Raw genomic sequence first — 22,921 nt, forward strand, 5'->3', positions numbered from 1 at the left:
GGAATGAATGAGCAACAAGCAGAAGAAAAATTACAAGAAGCACAAGAAGCTTTAATGAGGGGTAGTGCTTTGTTTACGAGGGTAAAGGACTCTTACTGTCTTTCCACTTTAACCGCTAACTTCTATTCAATTTTAAAAGGCTTCCATATATTCGGAAGCCTTTTAAAATTCATTTATAGTGTATTACCCTCAGCTGGAATAGGATGATTCACTAGTAGCTTTGCAAAATGAACAAGGTTATAAGATAATGTTTTGACCTTTCCGTTCGTGAAGTCATTACCTCTTCCTTCTTCTATATATGAGGGACCTGGACCTGCCTCTCCTACCCAATAGGCGTCAACATTTGGCGGAACAGTAAAACCAATGTGCTGAAGTCCGTACAGAAGTGATTTTGCAGACTCCTTTGCACCATCCTCATTTCCCGTTACAACTGCTCCACCAATTTTATTATAAAAAATACTCTGCCCTTTATCATTTTTTTCCATACTTGAAGCATATAATCTTTCCATTAATAAAGTGGCAATACTACTTTTTTCACCTAACCAAATCGGTGTCCCAATGACAACAATATTTGCTTCTTTTACTTTTTCTAATACCTCAGGCCATTGGTCTCCCTCACCCATATCGGATTCCATACCGTATGCAATCTGATAATCTGCTAATCTTAATTCCTCGGTTGTAACACCTTTATTTTCCAACCAATATCTTGACTCTTTCATAAGTGCACTTGTGTTAGATTCCTGATTACTCTTTTTTAATGATGTATTTAAATACAATGCTTTCATATCAACAGCTCCTTTATTATGGGTGTTGTTTCTTTCATTCCACATCGAGCCTATATTAAAACCTTTTTTCGACAATTTCAGAAATAACCCTACAGCAAATTCCCCCAGATTCCTTGGATGTATGTCTTTTAGAAAAGTACATAAAATAAGACTTCAATAACAAATGGGAGAGAAATCATGGAATCCAAGCTACAATCCTTCTTACCTGTTATCCAATCATCAAATCTTATTAAACCACTAAAAAAACAAGATTTATTAACAACGTCATTTTTGATTGATCACGACCGAGATAACGAGTTGACCATGTACTATTCACCACATAATGAATACATCAACCATCAAGCTAAGATTGTCATAATAGGAATTACACCAGGTTGGACTCAAATGAAGGCAGCCTTTGAACAAGTTATTGACTGCTTACCTATTTCAGAGTCTTCCACACTCGAACAGACACTAAAAAAAGCTAAAATAGCTGCAAGCTTTTCAGGAGCTATGAGGAAGAATTTAATCAACATGCTCGATCATTGTGGAATTCAAAATGTTTTTCAAATAAAAAGCTCTTCTTATTTGTTTAGCAAAAATCGCGACTTTCTCCATACAACATCAATCATAAAATACCCTGTTTTCTATCAAGGGAGAAACTATACTGGACATCGACCCAAAATTAACCATTCTTCACTATTAACTTCTTACGCATATGAAATGTTTCCCAAGGAGCTATCACAGATAAAAGCACCTGCATTAGTCATTCCCTTAGGCAAAATGGTGGAAGAGGTTTTGAAAAACCTAATAAAAAATAATAAGCTTAATGATCATATTTATTTATTTAATTTTCCCCATCCATCTGGTGCAAATGGACATAGAATAAAACAATTCACAGAAAACAAGCAATCTTTTATATCAACTGTGTTGGAATGGGCAACTCTTTTTTCTTAAAACACCTAAGTTTTCATTATGAAATCAAGGCTTGTCAGACATATTAAGAATAGCTAGATGAAAGGAGCAATGATGATGGAATATACTAATCGAGACGATGTAGTTAGAGAGTTACAGCATTCTTTTCAGCCTCTTATGACTAAATATGGGATAGAGGATATTGGTGTGTTTGAAGAGCAAGGACAGAAAGATATTTATCATATGGGCTACACAATACGAAAAGAAGGAAAAACGTATATGATACATACCCCGTATCTTAAGAACGAAGAAGGACAATTAGCTCCTGGTAGAGATCTCTGGACTGTTGAAACAGATGAGGCAAACACTGACGATGTTAGCGGGTTTGATAATTTAGATGACGCTTTACGTTCAATTTAGGTTCAAAGAGGGGATCAATCCCCTCTTTGAATTTTTAATTTCTAATTATGATATAAATCATATAGAGAATATATGCCACTACAAGAAATGTCCCTTCACGACGGCCGACTCTGAAGCTTGTTCTTGAGAACACAAGTAAAATAAGCGTTAAGACAATCATAAGGATAAGATCAACAAATATCTTGCTATCCACGGCTAATGGAGAAATAACAGAGGCTGCACCAAGGACAAATAATATGTTAAAAATATTACTTCCAACAATGTTACCAAGTGCAATATCTCCTTCTTTTTTAATAGCAGCCGTAATTGAAGTTATTAACTCAGGCAATGATGTACCAATCGCTACAATCGTTAAACCGACTAATGTTTCACTCATCCCAAATGAATAAGCAATAACAGTGGCATGATCAACGACCAAGTCTCCCCCGATAATAATAGCTACTAAGCCACCTATTGTGTAAATACTATTTTTCCCCCATGAAGGTGGACTTGTTTTAGATACTGAAGCTTCTTCTTTTATCTTTTCCCGACTATTTCTCGCTACCTCAAAAATGTAATATAAAAACACTGCAAAAAATAACAAGAATATTAATCCGTCACTTCTTGTAATGAAATTAGCTTCTAAGGATTGAAGCGTCACATCACTTACTAAAATAAGGAGGGCCACACTCGCTAATAATGTAAAAGGAATTTCCTTTCTAATTGTTTCATTTTCTACCTTTAAGGGGTTTATAAGTGCTGTTACCCCAACAACAAAGGTGATATTCAAAATATTACTTCCCACTACATTCCCTATTGCAACTCCTGCATTTTCCTCTAATGCAGCAATGATACTTACAGTTGCTTCCGGTGAACTAGTTCCAAAAGCAACGATCGTCAACCCAATTAGTAATGGCGACACATGTAAAGCACGAGCAATACTTGATGCCCCATCAACGAAAAAATCTGCCCCCTTAATAAGTAAAGCAATACCTACGATTAATAAAAGATAGGACATTTATTCAACTCCTTTTCTATTTATTACTAATATTGTATTAGTAAAACAGTCGTATTTGCCACTAATAGGTTCAATGATGAAGTACAAAAATCGAATTTACATTGCTTTTCGTCGTACTAAAATTAAAAAGAAAGCAATTTGCAAACCTTCATCAATCTCCAGAAAATAAGTGGAGAAATTCCTTTTATTGAGGAAATATCATGAAAAACAGATTAAATAGACGGAAAGATTCCGCCTATTTAATCAAAAAAGATGAAAATGGACCATTTTCCTTTGCTTAACCGGAAGAACTCCGCTTATATCCCAAAAATCGGTTCTATCCTTCAGTCTAACCAGAAAAATTCCGCTTATTTATATAATGGTTACTTAATTCAAGAAGGTTGCTTTATTTATCCGCCTCTCAGAATCATAACCCACCCTCTGGTAGTTAGATATTATTTTTAGCACCCAATTGGAATAACAGTGAGTTTGCGAATTTTTATGCTGACAAAAACTTAAGTGTGCTGATTTCGTTTTTTGTATTCGGAAACTGCAGCAGCTATTCTGCTAATTTTATTGATGCACCTAAAGAATTAATAGTACCTTATTACTAGTTAACCCTCATAATAGGAATCTATTCCCGTTACTTTTTACACATAAATCAGATATGATTTTATTGCATTTATAATATGCATATATCATTACGATAAGTGGGGAAAGTCAATGAAAATCAGCAGAAAGTTATTTATTCTTATTACGATACCTCTACTTGTTATATTAGCACTAGCAGGTATTAGTACAATTGAACGAAGTAAAACAGTCAAAGAAGCATCACAGTTAGGTGAGTTAATCAACCTTTCAACAACAATCAGTGCATTTGTTCATGAAATGCAAAAAGAACGAGGTGCTACCGGGGTATTCATGGGTAGTGATGGTCAGAAATTCAGTTCAGAGGTAGCCCAACAGCGAAAAGTAACAGATACAAAACTAAATGATCTTAATAAATTCCTCGGTAGCTTTGATCCAAAACCATATGGTGAAGATTTTACAAAAGAACTACAAGAAGCGATAAAAATTAAAGATCAATTGTCCGAGCACAGGGAAAATGTAAGTAATCAACAAATTGAGGATTCGATAGGGATTAGCTACTACACTCATCATAACGAAAAAATGCTTAGTGTTATGAGCTATATTTCTAAAATTTCACCTAATGCTGATCTTGCAAAATCAGTAAATGCTTATGTGTTATTTATGAATGCTAAGGAAAAAACAGGTATTGAACGTGCTCTAATGAGTAATGTTTTTGCAAGAGATTCATTTTCAAGCGGGGAATATCAAAAGTTTATCTCACTTATTGCTCAACAGGATACATATTTATCCTTGTTTCAAAATGCTGAAACCAATAACAAAGTATTATCTTTGCTTGAACAGCATTTAAGCAATCAAGTAGTAGAAGATGTTAAACAGATGAGGGAAAAAGCATTTAATACTTCTGAAAATTTTAATGTTGATAGTGAGAATTGGTACACACAAATGACAACTAAAATCAATCTTTTCAAAGAGGTTGAAGATGCGATTGCCGAATCCCTTACAGATCAATCCAATAACCTTCAAAGCAGTGCAAAAGCTGAGTTAATTACGTACATTGTTGTTTTACTAGTGATAACAGTTGCTCTTATTTTATTCGGAATCTTTACTAGTCGTTCCATTACTGAGCCGATTAAGAAGATCCTGAAACATATCCAAGAGATAGCTAATGGAAATTTAACGAACAATGAATTAAATTTCAATCCTAAAACAGAGATTGGCCAATTGGCTATTGCTTTAAATGAAATGCAAAGAAGCTTAAAGGAAATGATTGAGAGCGTTACACATGTGACAGAGAATTTATCCAATCAAAGTATTGAGCTAACCCACTCAGCAAATGAAGTAAAAGAGGGAAGCGAGCAAATTGCTACAACAATGCAAGAGCTTTCATTTGGAGCAGAATCCCAAGCTACAAGCTCAACAAACTTATTAGAAATGATGGAAACTTTCGTTGGAAAAATACAAGAAGCAAACATAAGTGGTGAAAATGTTTCTGAAACATCAAATGAAGTTCTGTCTATGACAAAGGAAGGAAGCCTATTAATGAGTCAGTCTGTTGATCAAATGGGGACAATTGACAGTATTGTTAAGGATGCTGTCAATAAAGTACAAGGTCTAGATCAACAATCAAAAGAAATTTCAAAATTAGTTCTAGTCATTCAAGAAATTGCAGAACAAACAAATCTATTGTCTCTAAATGCTGCGATTGAAGCAGCCAGAGCAGGTGAACACGGAAAGGGATTTGCCGTTGTAGCCGATGAAGTAAGAAAACTAGCAGAGCAAGTAAAAGCATCTATCGTTGATATTACAAACATCGTAAATAAAATTCAAAATGAATCTTCTCATGTTGTACAATCACTTCAGGTAGGATATAAAGAGGTTGATGAGGGTTCTAGACAAATTGAGTTAACAGGTAAAACATTTGAAACCATTTCTCAATCTGTATTAGAAATGGTCACAAATATTAAACACATCTCGACTAATTTAAAAATAATTGTTGATAGCAGCCGTGAAATGAACAATTCTATTGAAGAAATTGCCTCTGTCTCAGAAGAAGCAGCGGCAGGTATTGAACAAACAGCAGCTTCTTCACAGCAATCCACAAGCTCAATGGAAGAAGTATCAAATAGAGCGGGTGAATTATCACAGATATCTGATCAACTCTCAGAACAAATTCGACGATTCCAAATTTAATGTCAAGGTAAGAGGGTGATTGTCTTCACCCTCCTTTTTAATTTATACGAACGAAAGGAAAACGAATGATAACAGTTGTTCCGTCCCCTTCAACACTCACAAACTCAATTGTTCCGTTATACTTCTCAACTATGTTAAAGCATATCATCAACCCTAATCCAGTACCCTTCGTTTTTAACGAATAAAAAGGTGTGCCGAGATTCTTAATTTCTGACTCAGACATACCTATCCCTCCATCAACAATCCTTATTTCAACTGAATTCTTTACCTTTTTGCCTACTACAGAAATCTTGGAACCATGACTGGAGGCTTCTATTGCATTTTTCATTAAATTGATTGTTAACTGTTTAAATTCTATTAAATTAATAGCAATATAACAGTTGTCTTCTACATGCAACTCAATTTTGTTATCATTCAAAAGGCCATAGGAATTTAGTAAATCAGCCACACTTTGAAGGGCATCCCTTACATCTATTTTCTCTAATTTAACCTCTTTGTCTGGTTTAGCTATCGTTAAAAAATGAGAAATAACATGCTCAGCAGCATCCAATTCATCAATCATTAAAGAAAAATTTCTCTTTACCTGTTCATCGAATGATTCCTCTTTTTTATACAACTGTAGAAACCCTTTTACAACGGTCAAAGGGTTTCTAATTTCATGGGCTACCGCAGCAGCAAGTTGACCCGCCGTCTTTAACCGTTCAGACTGCTGAACTTGCTCGTAATAGCCTTTTAATTGCTTAATTCTAAAATAGGAAATGTAAAAAAGTAGATAGAGAACTGCCTGTATACCAACAAAATTAATAACATTTCCTACAATATCAAGTTTTATATGAGGATATAATTTACCTTGATCAATAAAAATAATATAAGCAAATGTTGCTGATGTTAGCACTACATTTAAAAAAAGTGAGAAATAAAAAAGTCTTGCATCAAAAAATAAAATTGAGATTGCTGGAATTAAACAAATAAACACAAATGTTGACCAGGTTTCCGGGTATATGAAAAAGAGACCATAGAAATATGCAGAAGCTGTTAGCATGATCACCATTCTAAAATAGTGTGTTTCAAAGCTCGGGTAGAGTATCAAGCAAATTGAAAACATAGTAACAAGAATTATATGTAACAGTATCCCAGAGTTAAAAGTATCAAGATGAGTGTTTCCGACCATCAGCCCCGTAACCATAACTAGAATAATTATTAGAATTGAAATATAGTATAAAGTTTTATTGATATGTAATTTTAACTTCTTCATAAAAACACCTTTTTGATTATTTGACCTCATTAAGTATTTCCTTAAAGAGGTTAACTAACACATAATTTGATCGTCTAGTTAATTTTCACAAAGACGTTCAATACATTATTATATCCCTTGCTCCGTTAAAAGTTAATAATTAAATGAACGTACCTATTAAGGCACGTTCATTTAATTTATAGTAATGGAATATTGTTATCCTCACATTCTTTTATTATTTGTTCACTCCAAACAGAAGCTTGCACCTCGCCAATATGAACTTTTTTCAATAAGAACATACATAATCTTGATTGCCCAATTCCTCCTCCAATTGTAGAAGGAAGTTCTTCATTCAAGATGGCTTTATGATAGTCTAGTGATTTACGTTCTTCACAGTTAGATTCTTTTAATTGCTTTAAAAGTGCATGCCGATCAACTCTAATCCCCATAGAAGATACCTCAAACGCTCTTTCTAATACAGGATTCCAAAGGATAATGTCGCCATTTAAAGTCCAATCATCATAATCTGGTGATCTCCCATCATGCTTTTCACCTGAAGGCAAATCTCCACCAATGCCCATAATAAATACAGCCCCATATTTTCTAGCAATCTCATCCTCCCTTTCTTTCGGGGAGATTTGAGGATATAGTTGTTCAAGCTCCTGAGCTGTAATAAACGCAATATTGTTTGGTAGAGTCGGAGTAAGCTTTGGATATAAACCGAACATATATTGTTCAGTTATCTTAATTGATTCATAAATTTTTTGGACTTCTTCCTTTAATTTTTGTTCATTCCGCTGTCCCTCTGAGATTACTTTTTCCCAATCCCACTGATCAACGTATAGAGAATGAGTGTTATCCAAGGTTTCATCTCTTCTAATCGCATTCATATCCGTATATAAGCCTTCATCATTTTGAAAGCCATAGCGAGTTACTGCCATCCTTTTCCACTTTGCTAAAGATTGCACAATTTCAATGCTGCTGTCAGAATCTAAGGCATCAAAGGAAACGACACGTTCTATTCCATTTAAATTATCATTTATTCCATTTCCCGATTTAACCATGATCGGGGCAGAAACTTTCATGATATTTAACGATTGGGAAAGGTTCATAACAAAAAAATCCTTAAGCTTCCTTATTGCCTCTTCTGTTTCTACTAAACTTAGTAACGAACAATATCTCGATGAAGCATACGTTTTACTCATTAATAGGCCTCCAACATTTAAAAGAAACAGCGCTGTTCTTTGCTTTTTAATCCCTAGGGTAATAACTAATTTAAAGTATGAAAGTCCAGTATGATTGTGAACTAAATAATAGCCTATTTTAAGTGATACATGACCCAAAAAGGATGCCACGCATAGTAGCACCCCTTTATAAAAAATACCTTACTTCAATTGAAAATCACCGGATGATGTTCTTACCTTAAGCTCATATTCCCCGCTACCAATCTTCCCGTTAATACTATTCTCTGATTTGTCTTCATAACTGAAGCCTTCCAGCTCAATGATTCCATCTCCTGAGCTTCCCCTAAAGTCAACAGAAAGCGACTTAGGAGATTCATCAAAACCTATAATAACATCTCCACTTGATGCCACTGCATTTATATTACCAGTAACCTGTTTATTGTTCATCTCAATACTACCTGAAGAGGTTTCAGCTTCAACATGACCGTCAACGTTCCGGAGAATAATGTCTCCGCTGCTAGCTCCTACATCAAAAGCTTTTGCTGATGAATTTTTCACATTTATTGTTCCACTGCTTGCTTCCATTTTATTATTAGTGCTAACTGACATTTGATCAATCGTAATATCACCAGAGCTAGCTTCTGCACTAAATTCTTCAACCTTAAGCTGAGAAATGTCTATATCTCCTGAAGAGCTTTCAACAACTAAGGACTGGTAATCCTTTTCAGGTACTTCAATCTCTAAATTCAGTTCGATAAAGGAAAAACCAACATAGAAGTATAAATCCTGATTTTTCACATGAATGTTTACTTTATCTCCTTCTTCTGTAATAACCAGCTTATATTTATCTTTAAGCTTCTCACTAACTTTCCCAGTTAATTTTACTTCGATAGAATCTCCCTTTGAAGGAACCATTTTTATGTTTGTTGAAGATGTACCAACCTCTATTTGCTGAATTTCAGTCCCTTTTACCTCTTCCTGTTGAACAATCTCTCTCTTTTCAAGTGAAAATACATCGGTCGTAGCTGCCGTAACAACAGAACCTGCAATACCAACAACAATTAAGAAAAATGCAAACATCACCGCTTTTTTCATGCCGCTTTTACCCCTTTTCCTCCGTAAATTACTTTTTTATTAAAGTTCATATACTTAAGGAATGCTTTTAATAGGAACTTCCCTGTTTTCAACATGCCAATCCCTAGTAAAATACCTAATCCGCATGTAATCATAGATAAAAAGAAAACAATTGCAAGATCTTCAAGTCCATTAAATATAACTGATCCTATAATAGCTAAAGGTGAAATAATAAGTATGAATGATGCTGCAACTAAACCAATATATGCTCCAAAAATACCCAACGCAGGCCCTAAAACAAAAACCAGGTTTAAAAAGCCCATCATAATTGCCGTTAAAATGACATTTAATGTATTCGTTCCTTGTTTTTGATGATCCAATCTTGTTAACTTGTATTCCGAAAGCAAATCCCTAGCAATAGAATGTGGATCACCTAATTCATTGACAATCTCAGCCTCTGTTCTGCCATCCTCTAGGCCTACAGTAAAATGCTCTTCATAATCATAGAGCATCTCTTTTCGATCTACCTCTGGAACACTTGATAAAAGCTCCTCTAATTTCCTCATAAAGTTATTTTTCTTCACTTTTGGTACCCTCCAAAATAAATTCATTCACAGCATTTGAAAATTGAGTCCACTCTTCAATAAGAATATTCATATACCCCTTACCTTTATCAGTTAGTGAATAGTATTTTCTTGGAGGTCCCTCTGATGATTCGGCTAGATACGTTGTCACATATTCTTCTTTTGTTAATCTTCTTAATAAAGGGTATAGCGTTCCTTCTGCCACTTGAATTTTACTCGATATATTTTGAGCCAATTCATAACCGTATTGATCTTTTCTACAAATTAGAATTAACACACATAGCTCCAATGCTCCTTTTTTAAATTGCACATTCATTATATTCCTCCTAAGCAGTATAACCCGGTACTGAACATTATAAGGTAGTAGACATTATTCAATAACTACAATTAACATAATATACCATCCTAGTGAACAATGCAAGGTACTGGATAATATTATTTAACAAACGACATGATTCTACAAATTTCGGGTGGTGACAGGCACCACAAAAAAGGCAGACAACCCGCTATGGGTATCCACCTTAAAAACAAAACAGATTCTTATTTTAGCTCTAATAATGCTACACATTCCACATGAACTGTATGAGGAAATAGATCAACAGGTTGTACTATTTTTAACTCATAGTCAAATTGTTCAAGTTCTTTAATATCTGTCGCAAATGTATCAGGATTACAAGATACATACACAATTCTTTCTGGTTTAGAACGTCCAATTCTTCTCATGACTTTTCCGCCAGCACCTGATCTAGGAGGATCCAAAAGGAGAAGTTCAGGACTGCCAAACGTTTCTAATATTGAATCAATCCCTTTTCTTGCATCCTTAGCTAAAAAATACGTGTTAGATATTCCATTATCACTTGCATTTCTTTTAGCTGATTCAATAGAACTCTCTACAATTTCAATACCTGCAAGCTTTCCGACTCTATTTGCAAATGGCAAAGAAAATGTCCCAACTCCACAAAAAAGATCAATCATGCTTTCTGATTCTTTCGGTTGACCCATTTCGATTGCTAAATCAACTAATTTTTGAGCTTGAGTTGGATTTGTTTGAAAGAATGTATCAAACCACAGACGGAAACGGTAGCCATCCATTTCATCATAAATGAAATCTCTTCCTGCTAAAGTATGACTTTTTTCGGACTGTGTACGATCTGCCCATTGCGTATTTTCAAGCCATAACAAGCTTTTTACTTGTGGATACTTTGCCTCAATTCTCGAAACCAAATCTTCCACAGCCTTTTGAAGGGTATCATTTGGTCCTTCTGTTGCAAAAAGCCCTAGCATCATTTCTCCAGTTGCGAAAGATTGTCGAACCATTAAATGACGAAGCAATCCTTCGTGGGTATCTTTATTGTAGCCTTTTAATTGATAATCTTTTACCCAAACTGCTACTTCCATAGCAGCCTCGACCATTTCTTTACTTGCAATTAAGCATGATTCAAGCGAGATTACTTTACGGAAATTCCCTTGCTCATGTAACCCAAGAGAACCATCAGGAGCAAATGTAAACTCCATTTTATTGCGATAGTGCCAAGGCTGATCCATCCCAATTGTTTCTTTAACTAGCACAGGATTAAATCCTTGTTCCTCGATTGCATGTTTTACATGCTCAGTTTTTTGTTTTAATTGGGCTGTGTATTGCCAATGCTGCCACACACATCCACCACATTTATCAAAATGAGGACATGGTGGTGCCAATCTATCAGAATGAGCTTCTAAGATCTCCTCAGGTAGAACCTTTCTTCTTCTTCTTTCTGGTTGATCAACCGTTACACGTACCTTCTCCCCTGGAAGCGTTTGTGGAATAGTTAGTTTTAATTTCTTCGGATTACCAAGTTCGTTTTCCCGCCAAATAACAGCTTGTCCTGAACCCCTGTCATCTAAATGACGTATTTCAGCAATCATTGTTTCTGCTTTAGTCAAGGTAAAAATTTCCTCCCTTTATTTATTACTCTAGTTTTCTCTTAACCCTATTCAACTCGAAAACTGCTACCCAGAGCTGGGTAGCAGTTGATCACACTGTTTCACATGTGAAACAAGAAAATTCGGGTGGTGACAGGCACCTCTATAGCCTACATTTGATGCTCCACCTTCACTCGCTTAATAAAGAGCGAAATAACAAACCCTACAATACACAAGATAATCGCAAATACAAAAGCATCTTGGACACCTTCAGTGAAGGCAAGTACTTGGTTTAATGGATTTTGTTTATCTTCTACTGTTTCCATAAAGTTACTTGTTCCAGATGATAGGATTGAAATTGCAACAGCTGTTCCAATTGCTCCGGCTACTTGCTGTAGTGTGTTCATTATAGCCGTTCCATCTGGATAAAGCTCAGGTGGTAATTGATTTAATCCATTCGTCTGCGCAGGCATCATAACCATAGAAATTCCAACCATCATGACAATATGAAGTCCTATAATAAGGGATGAAGATGTTTCCATTGATATGGTAGAAAAACCAAACATTGAGCCTGTTACTATGGTCATTCCTATAATCGTTAGCCATTTAGGACCAAAACGATCAAATAGTCCTCCCATTACAGGTGATAATATTCCATTAATGATTCCACCAGGAAGTAATAGAAGACCAGCTGCAAACGTACTTAGAGCCAACGATGTTTGTAAATAAAGTGGCAATAGAATCATTGAAGAAAGAATGGCCATCATACATACAACGACCATTAGTAAGCCAACTGTAAACATCGGATACTTAAAAGCTCGTAAATTTAAAATAGGTTGTTTCATTGTTAATTGTCGAATAGAGAATAAGACTAAGGCTATTCCTCCAGCAACCATTGAAACAATAACAGTTGGGCTTCCCCAACCGCCACCTTCTCCGGCATTACTAAAACCAAATACAATTCCACCAAATCCAATAGTAGATAAGATAATTGATAAGATATCAATTTTAGGTTTGGTTGGCTTTGTTACATCCTGCATAAAAATAATACCATAAATAAGTGCTGCAATGAGTAATGGTAATGAAATCCAAAAGATCCAATGCCATGATAAAGTTCTATGTATTAACCCTGAAATAGTAGGTCCTACCGCAGGAGCAAACATAATCACAAGCCCGATGATCCCCATAATTTTACCACGTTTATGCGGAGGGATAATTAATAGAATTGTATTAAACATTAGAGGAAGGAGTAATGCTGTTCCTACCGCTTGAACAACTCGGGCAATCATAAGTACACTAAAGGTTGGAGCGACCGCCGCAATGAATGTACCGATAATAGAAGCAATTAGTGAAGTTATAAACAACTGCCTCGTCGTAAACCATTGTAAAATAAGTCCTGAAACTGGAACTAATATTCCAAGTGTAAGTAAATAACCTGTCGTTAACCACTGAGCAGTGGTTTCTTTAATACCAAAACCTATAATCAAATTATTTAATGCCATGTTTAAGGCTGTTTCACTAAACAAACCAATAAAACCAGCAACAACAAAAGAAATGATAATAGGAACAACTTTCAACTCATTTGCCGCAGTTACTCCCTTACCATTTGCTTGTGCATTCATTTCCATTTTGTTTCCTCCTACTTATTTCTATCTTTTCTCTTTATGAAAGCAATAACGGCAACTGTTTTGCAATTACACGTAAAGGTTCCCCATTTTTATACGTAGCAGATAGTGTACAGGCTCCTTCAATCAATGCAGTTATTGTTAAGCCTACTTCCTCTGCTTTCTCTGTTTCCATATCATAAGCTTTAAGCTTATTAATATACAAAGCTTGCCAATCCATAAAAGCAGCTTCACATGCTAACCTTAGATTTTCGTGTGTTGATGATATTTCTGAAGCAATAAGACCTATTGATAATCCTTCCATTGTTTTAGGGTGATCAAAAATAGACGCAATCTTATTAATATAAAATTGAAATGCTTCAGCAGCTGTTTCTCCCCCACTCAAATCTTCCTGTGCCCGCTCCAATATATCCCGTTTCATTTGATGAATAGCCTCCAAGGCAATTTCCTCTTTACCATTTGGAAAGTGATAATAGATGGAGCCTTTTGGTGCCCCGCTTTCCTCAATGATTTGATTCAATCCAGTTCCATGATAGCCTTGGCGCTGAAATAAGCATGTTGCTGTTTTAAGGATAATTTCCTTTGTACTCTCCTTTTTTGCCATTTTTACGTTTGCACCTCACAAAATTATAACAACCGGTCTAGATAATGTTATTAGAGTAGCATTGGTAATGTCAAATCTTTTTGCTTATTTAGTTGAAATATAATTTGATAGGATAACTTAAACTCCTTTTAAAAGCTATCTACATTGAAAATGTCGTTCATAAGCTCGATGAACGACATTTCTTCTATCTTCTATTTCACTTTTGTCGTTCATAATCATCTGAATGACAAGCTCCCTATCAATTCCTCTACTCTCACCGCTCAAGTCCCACAATAAGTCCGGTAAGGCTGACCTGAAGGAGGCAGACTGCAGTATTTTTCCTGTTGAGTAGTGTGTGCAAAAGGTTTGGTAAGAGCATCTAATAATCTTTCCATTACAGTATAATCCCCATGTTTTACCGCAGCTTCCAGTGCTTCTTCCACACGATGGTTACGAGGAATTACTGCAGGATTATGATCCCTCATTAACTTTTGTGATTCTACTTTAGGTTCTTTTTGCTTACTTAATCTTTCATGCCAACGCTCTTTCCACTGTTCAAATTCAGAAGAACGGAAAAGCTCCATTCCGTCCAGTTTGTCGAACGTTAAAGCAACAAAGGTATTTGTATAATCTGCCTTATGCTTGTGCATTAAGGTAAGAAGGTCATCTATTAATGTTTTATCGTCTTTTTCTTCAGAAAAAAGACCTAACTTAGCTCTCATTCCACTAATCCAATTTGTTTCATAAATATCCATATATTTAGATATTTCTTCCTGAGCTATTTCAACTGCTTTATCTTGATCTTCATGAAGAATCGGGATAAGAGATTCGGCAAATCGTGCTAAATTCCATCCACCTATGAATGGTTGGTTACCATAGGCATAACGGCCCTGAACATCAATTGAGCTAAAAACAGTCTCAGGATCATACGTATCCATAAAGGCACAAGGACCATAATCAATCGTTTCTCCACTAACTGTCATATTATCAGTGTTCATTACTCCATGGATAAAACCAACAAGTTGCCACTTTGCAATTAATGAAGCTTGCCTTTGTATCATTTGTTGAAGCAATGAAAAATACCTGTTATCATCTCTTTCAATCTCCGGATAATGACGCTCTATTGTATAATCAGCGAGAGCTTGAAGCTCCTCATCTGTTCCTAATTGTGCAGCAAATTGGAACGTTCCAACACGAATATGACTTGCAGCAACACGAGTTAAAATGGCACCGGGAAGTTCTGTTTCTCGGAGAATATTCTCACCAGTTGTTATTACAGCTAAACTTCTCGTAGTCGGTATTCCTAAGGCATACATCGCTTCACTAATAATGTATTCTCGAAGCATTGGGCCAAGTGCAGCCCTTCCATCTCCACCTCGTGAATAAGGTGTTCTTCCTGAGCCTTTAAGTTGGATATCAACCCGCTCATCTTGAGGTGTTACTTGTTCCCCAAGCAGAACTGCACGACCATCTCCCAACATGTTTAAATGACCGAATTGATGTCCCGCATATGCTTGTGCTAGAGGTGTTGAACCTTCTAGAATTCGATTACCTGCAAAAACCTCTACTTGTTCATGACTTCGTAACTCTTCGACATTTAGACCTAGCGATGATGCCAGCTGATCATTCTGTATGATTAACTCAGGATTGCTAACAGGAGTTGGCTTTTGTTCAGTAAAAAACTTTTTTGGTAGGCGAGCATAGCTATTGTCTATTTTCCAACCTGTTTTTAAGTCTTGTTCCTTTGTCATGTGATCTCCTTTTTACCTTATATATATTTTTCTTTTCGTTGTTTAAACATATCCATATTGTCTACTTTTATAAACGTTATTATCCTCAATGATCTCGGTTGATAATATAATTCAAAAAATGCTTTAGAAAAGGAATGTCTCGTGGTACTTTCTGTAGAACTTCGATTGCTTGACAGTAATGTTCCCACATCTTTTTTCTCGCTTCTTCTCGGCCTAAGATCGACACAAATGTTGAACTTTGATTTTCTCTATCTTTTCCAACTGTTTTTCCAAGCAGTGCAGGATCTCCTTCAAAGTCGAGTAAATCATCCTTAATCTGAAAAGCAATACCCGCATGATACGCATATTTCTTTAATGCCTCTATCTCTGTTTCATCAGCATGTGCTAGGATCGCCGGCATAATAATAGATGCTTCGAATGCCATTCCAGTTTTATAAAAGCACATTAAATTTAATTGATCTAGAGATAACAGCTTGCCTTTCGATTCCAAGTCCATTGCCTGTCCCTTGCACATCTCGGCTGTCATATATGAGGAATATTGTATTAATTTCAGGACAGTATTTGGATCAAATTTTGTAAGTGATGCTTGTTCCCAGGTAGCTTTCTGAGTTAAAAAAAGACCGGTTAGTTCGGCAATGGCAGTATTATAAGCCTGATGCAGTGTTTGACGCCCCCTTCGAATCGATGCATTATCCTGTGATGGGAGATCGTCGAAGATTAAAGACGCTGTATGCATGTATTCTAATGATTTAAGTAATGGCATAATCACAGATTGATCTAAACCGTATACCTTTATTGCCATTATCCAAGTCACAATTGGCCTCAATCGCTTTCCATCACCTTCAAGACTATAGTTTGCAGCCTCAACAATGGAACTATATAACCTTTTATCACCCTCAGAAACATGCAATGTAGCATTTAATTGGTTACGAACAAATTTAATTGTTTCTAAAAATTCTTCCTGTTCGTTCCGTTCATTTCTCATATTATTCAACATATGGTCGCGTAGTAGCTTATCAAAGAAATCTACATCATCTGCTTTTTTCACCATCTTCTGAATTAGCTGTGTAAAACTTGAAGAATTGGTTGAAAATAACTCCATCACTTCATTATATTTTTCCGCTCCCATTTTACTTTTATATCGTTTTAAACCGTTTATTGCCCGATTAAGGATTACCTCACGTGTCTTGAAATCTGATTTGTATACATTGTGGATTAAGTTTGATATAACCGTCCAATATAATTCAAACGGATTAATAAGGTCGGGACGTTGAACATGATATTTCAAATAATACGTATAAGGAGTAACAGCACCTGCCTCTAAGTCATCAAACATGTCAGCGAAATCATCAGCAAGCTGATTATAAATTCCATAATAAAACGTTCGATCATTGAAACCCTCGTCTTCAGAGGCACTAAGAACCGAACGAACAATTAATCGTGAAGATGCGGATTTTAGAATAACTGGAATATAAAGGTCTTCATTTGTGTAATCTGGGTTAGAAAGGTCCTTTACACGGTCCACTTCCTGTGATTGAAAAAATATATATGCTTGCTCCAAAAATGATTGCACATTTTCCGACTGCTGATTTCCTTTAATATATTCAAAGGCTTCTCGTAGTTCTGAATGAATATATTTTAGTAACCCGGCATTATTTCCGTCCCATTGCCCTAGTTCTGGCACAGAACCAGTGATAAGTGTTGTTCGTATCAAGTTTGAATATCTCTTCTTTTCCTCAAGCGATAACAGACTCACATCAAGCAAATCATCAATAAAAGGATAAGTTAAACCATAACAATACCCTAAGCGAATGGCCTGATCGAGTTTCAGAGCACGTTCAGTAGGTTTAACCCCATCATCCATTTCTTCCACAACATGCATGACAACCCCTGCAATGATTTTCATTAACTTTCTCCGTGCTTGCTCAGGGTCAATTTCCTCAGGAATATTTGATGTTACTGTCTTTAACTTATTGACGAGCCAGATCATGGTCGTTTCAATGCTTTCCTTTTGAGCTATTCGGTATAATCCAGCCATGTTGAACGTATCTGTCTTATCTGTTTTTTTCGTTAGATGTTTTGTTAAACTTTTAACTACTCGGTTAACTCTTTCCTGTGTTTTAGTTGAGCTTAAGTCTTTTCCTAGATCACGCAAAAAAAGGTAAGAAATGCTTCGTTCTAAGTAGGGAGTTAGCTTGCCTGTATATTTGAGCCATTGAATATATATGTCATAATCATGTGCCTCTGGCTTGTTATTTTTACGTGTAAAAACAGAGAATAGTGATTTTCGGTAAACATGGTTTTGCTTCCAGGTTTGAAAATCTTTTGTTAAAGCAGGAATATAGGTTTTGCGGGTGATTTGCTCATAAAGAGATTGGTAATAATCTAAAGCCTTTCGTTCCGCCTTCTGATAAGTTTTATCAGTATCAAACATTATTTTTTCATTCATGTATTCATTCCCTCAGTTTAAACTCATTTTCGATTCAGTTATTATCTATCATACTATCAGTATATTTAAATATAAGCTAAATGTATGATCTTTATGACCGTCGCACAGAGGTAAAAGGAACCCCAATTAAAAAAGCACCTCACTGCTAGCTCTTTTGCTACAATGAAGTGCTTTCTATTTTTATGCTACTTTTGAAATATCTATTTTCTTGCCTTCTTTACGCCATTCCTTGAATTCAGCAGCTGCTGTAAAAATGGCGTCAGTTGATGAGTTAAGAGCAGTTTCAAAAGAATCTTGTAAAACACCAATGATAAAGCCTACACCAACCACTTGCATCGCAATTTCTGCAGGAATTCCGAACAAACTACATGCAAGAGGAATGAGTAGTAGAGATCCACCAGCAACTCCGGACGCTCCACAAGCACATACAGCTGACAATACACTAAGAATTAAGGCTGTAGCAAAATCTACTTCAATACCTAAAGTATGAACTGCCGCTAATGTTAATACGGAAATTGTTACTGCTGCCCCAGCCATATTGATTGTTGCTCCTAGTGGGATCGATACTGAATAACTATCCTTATTTAAGCCAAGGTTTTCACACAATTTCATATTAACAGGGATATTTGCTGCAGAACTACGAGTAAAGAAAGCTGTAATTCCACTTTCCTTTATACATTTCAAAACTAGTGGATACGGATTTTGTCTTATAGCTAAAAACACAATAATTGGATTAACAACTAATGCAACAAAAGCCATACATCCTAGTAAAACAGCAAGTAATTTTCCATAGCTTAATAATGAGTCAATTCCATTTGTTGAAATTGATTCAAATACTAGACCCATGATACCTAACGGAGCGAACTTAATCACCCAAGTTACAATTTTAGATACTGCCTCAGAGAAGTTAGAGATCATTGTTTTTGTCGTTTCAGGTGCACTTCTTAATGCTAAACCGACTAGAATAGCCCACGTTAAGATCCCAATATAGTTTGAATTGGCAATAGCATTAACCGGATTATCCACTATGTTTAAAAGCAACGTTTTAAGAACTTCTGACACACCACCTGGAGCTGTGAAACCCTCAGGACTATTCGCTAGTGTTAAGCCGACCGGGAAGATGAAACTTGCAATAACTGCCACTAATCCTGCTAAAAACGTTCCAACAAGATACAGTACTACGATCGATTTCATATTTGTTTGCTGACCACTTTTATGCTGAGTGATCGCAGACATAACTAAGAAAAGAACTAAAACAGGTGCGATCGCCTTTAAAGCACCTACAAATAACGAACCTAAAATAACAACAGGCTGTGCTACATCTGGAATTGTAACAGACAAGATAATTCCAATGAGTAAGCCGATAATGATTTGTTTAACTAGACTTAACCGATTCCAGTTTTTTAATAAATTTTTCACAATAATCCCCCACTATAAAATTGAAAATCCTTTTAAAATCTATTACCTTGTTATTCTTAAAGTGGACTTTCAGAAATATATTCCACTGCACAAAGACAAATGTCTTTTCAATAAGTAGTATTATAGTGAGTTTTTTGATATATTACAATACTTTTTGGTCAATTTTAAAAAGTCTTAAATATTTAAATATTCTAATAATATCATTCCTTTTGCTTAATCGGATTTGTAAGCGATTAATATACAAGAAAAATTTTCATACATACAAAAAAGCACCTGCAAATTTGCAAGCACTTTTAAAAAGACCATTTTCACCTTGTTGTGTCTTCATCCTTCTTATGAAGACCATCTCAGCTGACTTTTCACCTTATTGTGGTCTTCATCCCTCTCATGATGACCATCTCAGCTGACTTTTCACCTTATTGTGGTCTTCATCTCTCTTATGATGACCATCTCAGCTGACTTTTCACCTTATTGTGGTCTTCATCTCTCTTATGAAGACCATCTCAACTGACTTTTCACCTTATTGTGGTCTTCATCCCTCTCATGAAGACCATCTCAGCTGACTTTTCACCTTATTGTGGTCTTCATCTCTCTCATGAAGACCATCTCAGCTGACTTTTCACCTTATTGTGGTCTTCATCTCTCTTATGAAAACATCATATCTTAAATCGATTCAGTAACTCTCTTAATTCTTCGCCAAATTGGGCTGTCTTTTCAATAGAAGTCGTAATATCTTGAATAGATAGTAACTGTTCTTCTGAAGAAGCAGCAACTTCGCGAATATAGTTTGATGACTCCATTGATTTCTGAGAATTGTCTTTAATAACATGTTCCACATCATTAACTTTCGAAAGCAGATTTTCAATTTCAATGAAAATCTTGTCAACTTCATATGAACTCTCTTCAGAGGATTGGTGAACAAGCTGCAGGCGGTCATTTACTCCCTCTAGCTTTTGCATTCCTGTTCCAAACTGATCTGTACTCGATTCTATTTGAACTACAGCATTTGAAGTTTCAGTTACTATTTCATTTACTAACTCAGAAATTTGATTTGCTGATTGAGCTGATTGTTCTGCTAGTTTTTTCACTTCATTTGCAACAACGGCAAAACCTTTCCCATGTTCACCTGCTCTAGCGGCCTCAATTGAAGCATTTAGTGCGAGTAAATTAGTTTGTGACGTAATATCAGTAATCATCTCAACAATATTCCCAATTTCAGAAGATCTATTACCTAATTTCTTCACAATCATAGATGAACTAAGAACAGACTGCTGAATATCAGTCATTTGATGCATCAATGTTTTTATCTGTTCATTTGCCTGCTCAACTTCTTTATATGCATTCTTAGTTTTAACTGAAACAATAGAAGAGTGGTCTTTAATGTCTGACACACCTTTTGTGATATCATTTATAGATTCCAGATTCTTTTTATTCCCTGTTTCCTGCTCAGTTGAAACCTCTGCTGCTTGTTGCACATTTTCCGTTACAATACCAGATGTTTGCACCATTTCTTCAGCTCTCTCTGATAAAATTAACGTGCTTTCAGAAACAACTTTTCCCTTGTTAAGAATATCACCCATTAAATCTTGTAAACTATCTAATAATGTATTAAAGTTAGTTGCTAATTTACCTACTTCATCTCTTCTATTTATATTTAATCTTTGCGTTAAATCTCCCTCATTGTTGGCTAGCTCTTCAATTTTCTCATTAACTTCTTTTATCGGTTTTAATGACTTATTATTAATAAAATAATTAATGACGGCACTTATCACGATAAAGATAAGAGTAATAATAATGAAATAATTCAACAGTGACTGCGCATCAGCATAAGCTTCTTTTGTTGGTACTGAAATCATGATTCCCCAGTCCATTTCTGATGCCTTACTATAGAAAACCAAACTATTTTCACCATTAAAATCAGTCTCGGTTACACCAGTTTCGCCATTCATGCTTGTTTCAACCAACTTGTCTAAGTCGCTATTTTTATAGTCTGCTATTTTTTTATTAAGAACATCTTCTTTATTTTGCCCCGCAACAATCGTTCCATCCTTTGTGAAAATCGTGACATATCCACTTTCACCTAAAGACACGTTCGAAATAATATTCATTAAACTTTCAATTTGATGGCCACCCGAAGCAACCCCAACAACCTTTCCGTCATTTCCGTATATTGGTGATGATGATAAAACAATTGGAGCTCCATTTAAGCTCGGTGTTTGAGATGGAACTGGATTATAAGTTTTTGTAAGCTCACTCATTCCACCTTTATAATGTTCATAATCTGAAACAGGGATTTTCGCTCCTCCAAGATAAAGAAATCCTGCAGCATCCATAAAGGCAAATGCATCTGGATTATCCAATCTTTCTGCGATTCTAGTACCTAGCGAGTCAGCTTCTTCCACATTTCCCACTTTTAATCCACCTGCTTCGGCTATGTACTGCATCGTTTCCTGCTTCCCTTTAATCCAAATATCAATATTTGCTTTAACTGACTCAAGCTGACTATATGCTTGGTCTTCAAATCTATCATAAATGATATCCTTTGCCTTCATATAGCCAAATACCGAGATGCTAATCATTGAAATTGTAATTAACACACTAATAACGATTGTATTTTTTATTGCTAATCTCACAGATGTACTCTCCTAGTCTTCATAATTTATAAGTAAGCTCATATAAATCTATTTATTATATCGGATAATTAACCTGCTATTTTAATATATTGTATACATACTAGAGATAATATTTTTCACTGCTTAGTGGCATACCTATATATTTTCCCGATAATTACCAACAAATAAAAAAGAGGTGAGAAACGTTATCACTTTTTTCTTTTTTGTTAGAAAATGCTTCAATATATAGTATAATAAGCAGTAGACAAAGTGTCGGAGGGGATCTTGATGATTGAAGTAATTACCTATGCAGAGTGTGTTCTACGATTAAACATAAAAGAAAATTATGAACAATTGGTAACAAACATGTTGATGAATCTTTCAAACGAAATTATCACAGAAAAAATTGTCTCCATTTCTGATCCACAGATAAATCCGAAAAATCAAGCTCTTGAAACAAATGTACTAGCAAAGTTCTGTTTATACATTCCAGAGGATCATCAAAATAAAAATGTTGAAGAATATGTAAACGCTATTCTACCATTCTTAAAGCGATATTTACCAAAATGCAATGATATTACAAGCACAAAAATTGTACAGATGAAACGAATCCTCCAAACATAAAAGGAGGAAAGGCCTTAAATTCCT

The 22,921-nt window shown here is 35.4% G+C and carries 18 protein-coding genes and 2 pseudogenes; 6 read left to right on the forward strand and 14 right to left on the reverse strand.

The genetic code is table 11. From position 1 onward, the window contains the following. The first annotated feature begins 3 nt into the window (after window positions 1–3). On the forward strand, window positions 4–207 hold the full coding sequence (locus COD11_RS14690; RefSeq protein WP_098797652.1) for a hypothetical protein: 204 nt from the start codon (window positions 4–6) through the stop codon (window positions 205–207). On the opposite strand, the gene COD11_RS14695 is transcribed toward COD11_RS14690, so the two are convergent. Then, window positions 174–785, reverse strand: coding sequence for a flavodoxin family protein (locus tag COD11_RS14695; RefSeq protein WP_098797653.1), 612 nt, complete (start codon window positions 783–785; stop codon window positions 174–176). The genes COD11_RS14690 and COD11_RS14695 overlap by 34 nt on opposite strands. A 177-nt stretch (window positions 786–962) precedes the next feature. Here COD11_RS14695 and COD11_RS14700 point away from each other — a divergent pair, with 177 nt between their 5' ends. Both COD11_RS14700 and COD11_RS14705 read left to right on the forward strand, forming a co-directional pair. After that, window positions 963–1,721, forward strand: coding sequence for a uracil-DNA glycosylase family protein (locus COD11_RS14700; RefSeq protein ID WP_098797654.1), 759 nt, complete (start codon window positions 963–965; stop codon window positions 1,719–1,721). A 75-nt stretch (window positions 1,722–1,796) separates the two neighbouring features. Next, entirely contained in the window at window positions 1,797–2,099 is a 303-nt protein-coding gene (locus COD11_RS14705) for a DUF5634 family protein (RefSeq protein WP_231308865.1), read from the forward strand. Window positions 2,100–2,133: 34 nt separating this feature from the next. Here the strand turns inward: COD11_RS14705 and COD11_RS14710 are convergent, their stop codons facing one another. Beyond that, complete coding sequence (locus tag COD11_RS14710; protein ID WP_098797656.1) at window positions 2,134–3,096, reverse strand: calcium/sodium antiporter; 963 nt, start codon at window positions 3,094–3,096, stop codon at window positions 2,134–2,136. 867 nt (window positions 3,097–3,963) lie between these two features. Here COD11_RS14710 and COD11_RS28205 point away from each other — a divergent pair. Both COD11_RS28205 and COD11_RS28210 read left to right on the forward strand, forming a co-directional pair. Then, window positions 3,964–4,917, forward strand: a pseudogene (locus tag COD11_RS28205) (nitrate- and nitrite sensing domain-containing protein); the annotation flags it as partial. Window positions 4,918–5,175: 258 nt separating this feature from the next. Beyond that, window positions 5,176–5,856: pseudogene (locus tag COD11_RS28210) on the forward strand (methyl-accepting chemotaxis protein); the annotation flags it as partial. 37 nt (window positions 5,857–5,893) lie between these two features. Here COD11_RS28210 and COD11_RS14720 read toward each other — a convergent pair. From COD11_RS14720 to COD11_RS14775, 12 genes are all read right to left on the reverse strand, one after another. Beyond that, complete coding sequence (locus COD11_RS14720; RefSeq protein WP_231308864.1) at window positions 5,894–6,898, reverse strand: sensor histidine kinase; 1,005 nt, start codon at window positions 6,896–6,898, stop codon at window positions 5,894–5,896. A gap of 389 nt (window positions 6,899–7,287) precedes the next feature. Further along, the gene (gene asnA, locus COD11_RS14725; protein ID WP_098797720.1) at window positions 7,288–8,295 is read right to left on the reverse strand and encodes an aspartate--ammonia ligase; all 1,008 of its coding nucleotides are present in this window, start codon (window positions 8,293–8,295) and stop codon (window positions 7,288–7,290) included. Between the two features lie 180 nt (window positions 8,296–8,475). Further along, window positions 8,476–9,369: a DUF4097 family beta strand repeat-containing protein gene (locus tag COD11_RS14730; protein WP_098797658.1), complete on the reverse strand. Its 894-nt coding sequence runs from the start codon at window positions 9,367–9,369 to the stop codon at window positions 8,476–8,478. Beyond that, window positions 9,366–9,932 (reverse strand): HAAS signaling domain-containing protein, encoded by a 567-nt coding sequence (locus tag COD11_RS14735; protein WP_176551099.1) that lies wholly within the window; start codon window positions 9,930–9,932, stop codon window positions 9,366–9,368. Before COD11_RS14735 ends, COD11_RS14730 begins: the two co-directional genes overlap by 4 nt. Further along, window positions 9,919–10,248 carry a PadR family transcriptional regulator gene (locus COD11_RS14740; RefSeq protein ID WP_098797660.1) on the reverse strand — a complete coding sequence of 110 codons (330 nt, stop codon included), beginning with the start codon at window positions 10,246–10,248 and terminating at the stop codon, window positions 9,919–9,921. Before COD11_RS14740 ends, COD11_RS14735 begins: the two co-directional genes overlap by 14 nt. A gap of 224 nt (window positions 10,249–10,472) precedes the next feature. Then, window positions 10,473–11,837: a 23S rRNA (uracil(1939)-C(5))-methyltransferase RlmD gene (gene rlmD / locus COD11_RS14745; RefSeq protein WP_098797721.1), complete on the reverse strand. Its 1,365-nt coding sequence runs from the start codon at window positions 11,835–11,837 to the stop codon at window positions 10,473–10,475. A 167-nt stretch (window positions 11,838–12,004) separates the two neighbouring features. Further along, entirely contained in the window at window positions 12,005–13,456 is a 1,452-nt protein-coding gene (locus COD11_RS14750; RefSeq protein ID WP_255301629.1) for a DHA2 family efflux MFS transporter permease subunit, read from the reverse strand. A gap of 40 nt (window positions 13,457–13,496) precedes the next feature. Next, window positions 13,497–14,063, reverse strand: coding sequence for a TetR/AcrR family transcriptional regulator (locus tag COD11_RS14755; protein WP_098797662.1), 567 nt, complete (start codon window positions 14,061–14,063; stop codon window positions 13,497–13,499). A gap of 260 nt (window positions 14,064–14,323) precedes the next feature. Beyond that, on the reverse strand, window positions 14,324–15,793 hold the full coding sequence (locus tag COD11_RS14760) for a protein adenylyltransferase SelO (RefSeq protein ID WP_098797663.1): 1,470 nt from the start codon (window positions 15,791–15,793) through the stop codon (window positions 14,324–14,326). A gap of 85 nt (window positions 15,794–15,878) precedes the next feature. Further along, window positions 15,879–18,242, reverse strand: a complete 2,364-nt coding sequence (locus COD11_RS14765; RefSeq protein ID WP_098797664.1) for a polyprenyl synthetase family protein — start codon at window positions 18,240–18,242, stop codon at window positions 15,879–15,881. 180 nt (window positions 18,243–18,422) lie between these two features. Beyond that, window positions 18,423–19,661, reverse strand: coding sequence for a serine/threonine transporter SstT (gene sstT, locus COD11_RS14770; RefSeq protein WP_098797665.1), 1,239 nt, complete (start codon window positions 19,659–19,661; stop codon window positions 18,423–18,425). Window positions 19,662–20,317: 656 nt separating this feature from the next. Further along, window positions 20,318–22,294: a methyl-accepting chemotaxis protein gene (locus COD11_RS14775; RefSeq protein ID WP_098797666.1), complete on the reverse strand. Its 1,977-nt coding sequence runs from the start codon at window positions 22,292–22,294 to the stop codon at window positions 20,318–20,320. A 267-nt stretch (window positions 22,295–22,561) separates the two neighbouring features. On the opposite strand from COD11_RS14775, the gene COD11_RS14780 reads away from it, so the two are divergent. Beyond that, window positions 22,562–22,897: a hypothetical protein gene (locus COD11_RS14780; RefSeq protein ID WP_098797667.1), complete on the forward strand. Its 336-nt coding sequence runs from the start codon at window positions 22,562–22,564 to the stop codon at window positions 22,895–22,897. Window positions 22,898–22,921: the final 24 nt, after the last annotated feature.

The organism is Bacillus sp. AFS040349 (genome assembly GCF_002577655.1).
Taxonomy (GTDB): domain Bacteria; phylum Bacillota; class Bacilli; order Bacillales; family Bacillaceae; genus Metabacillus.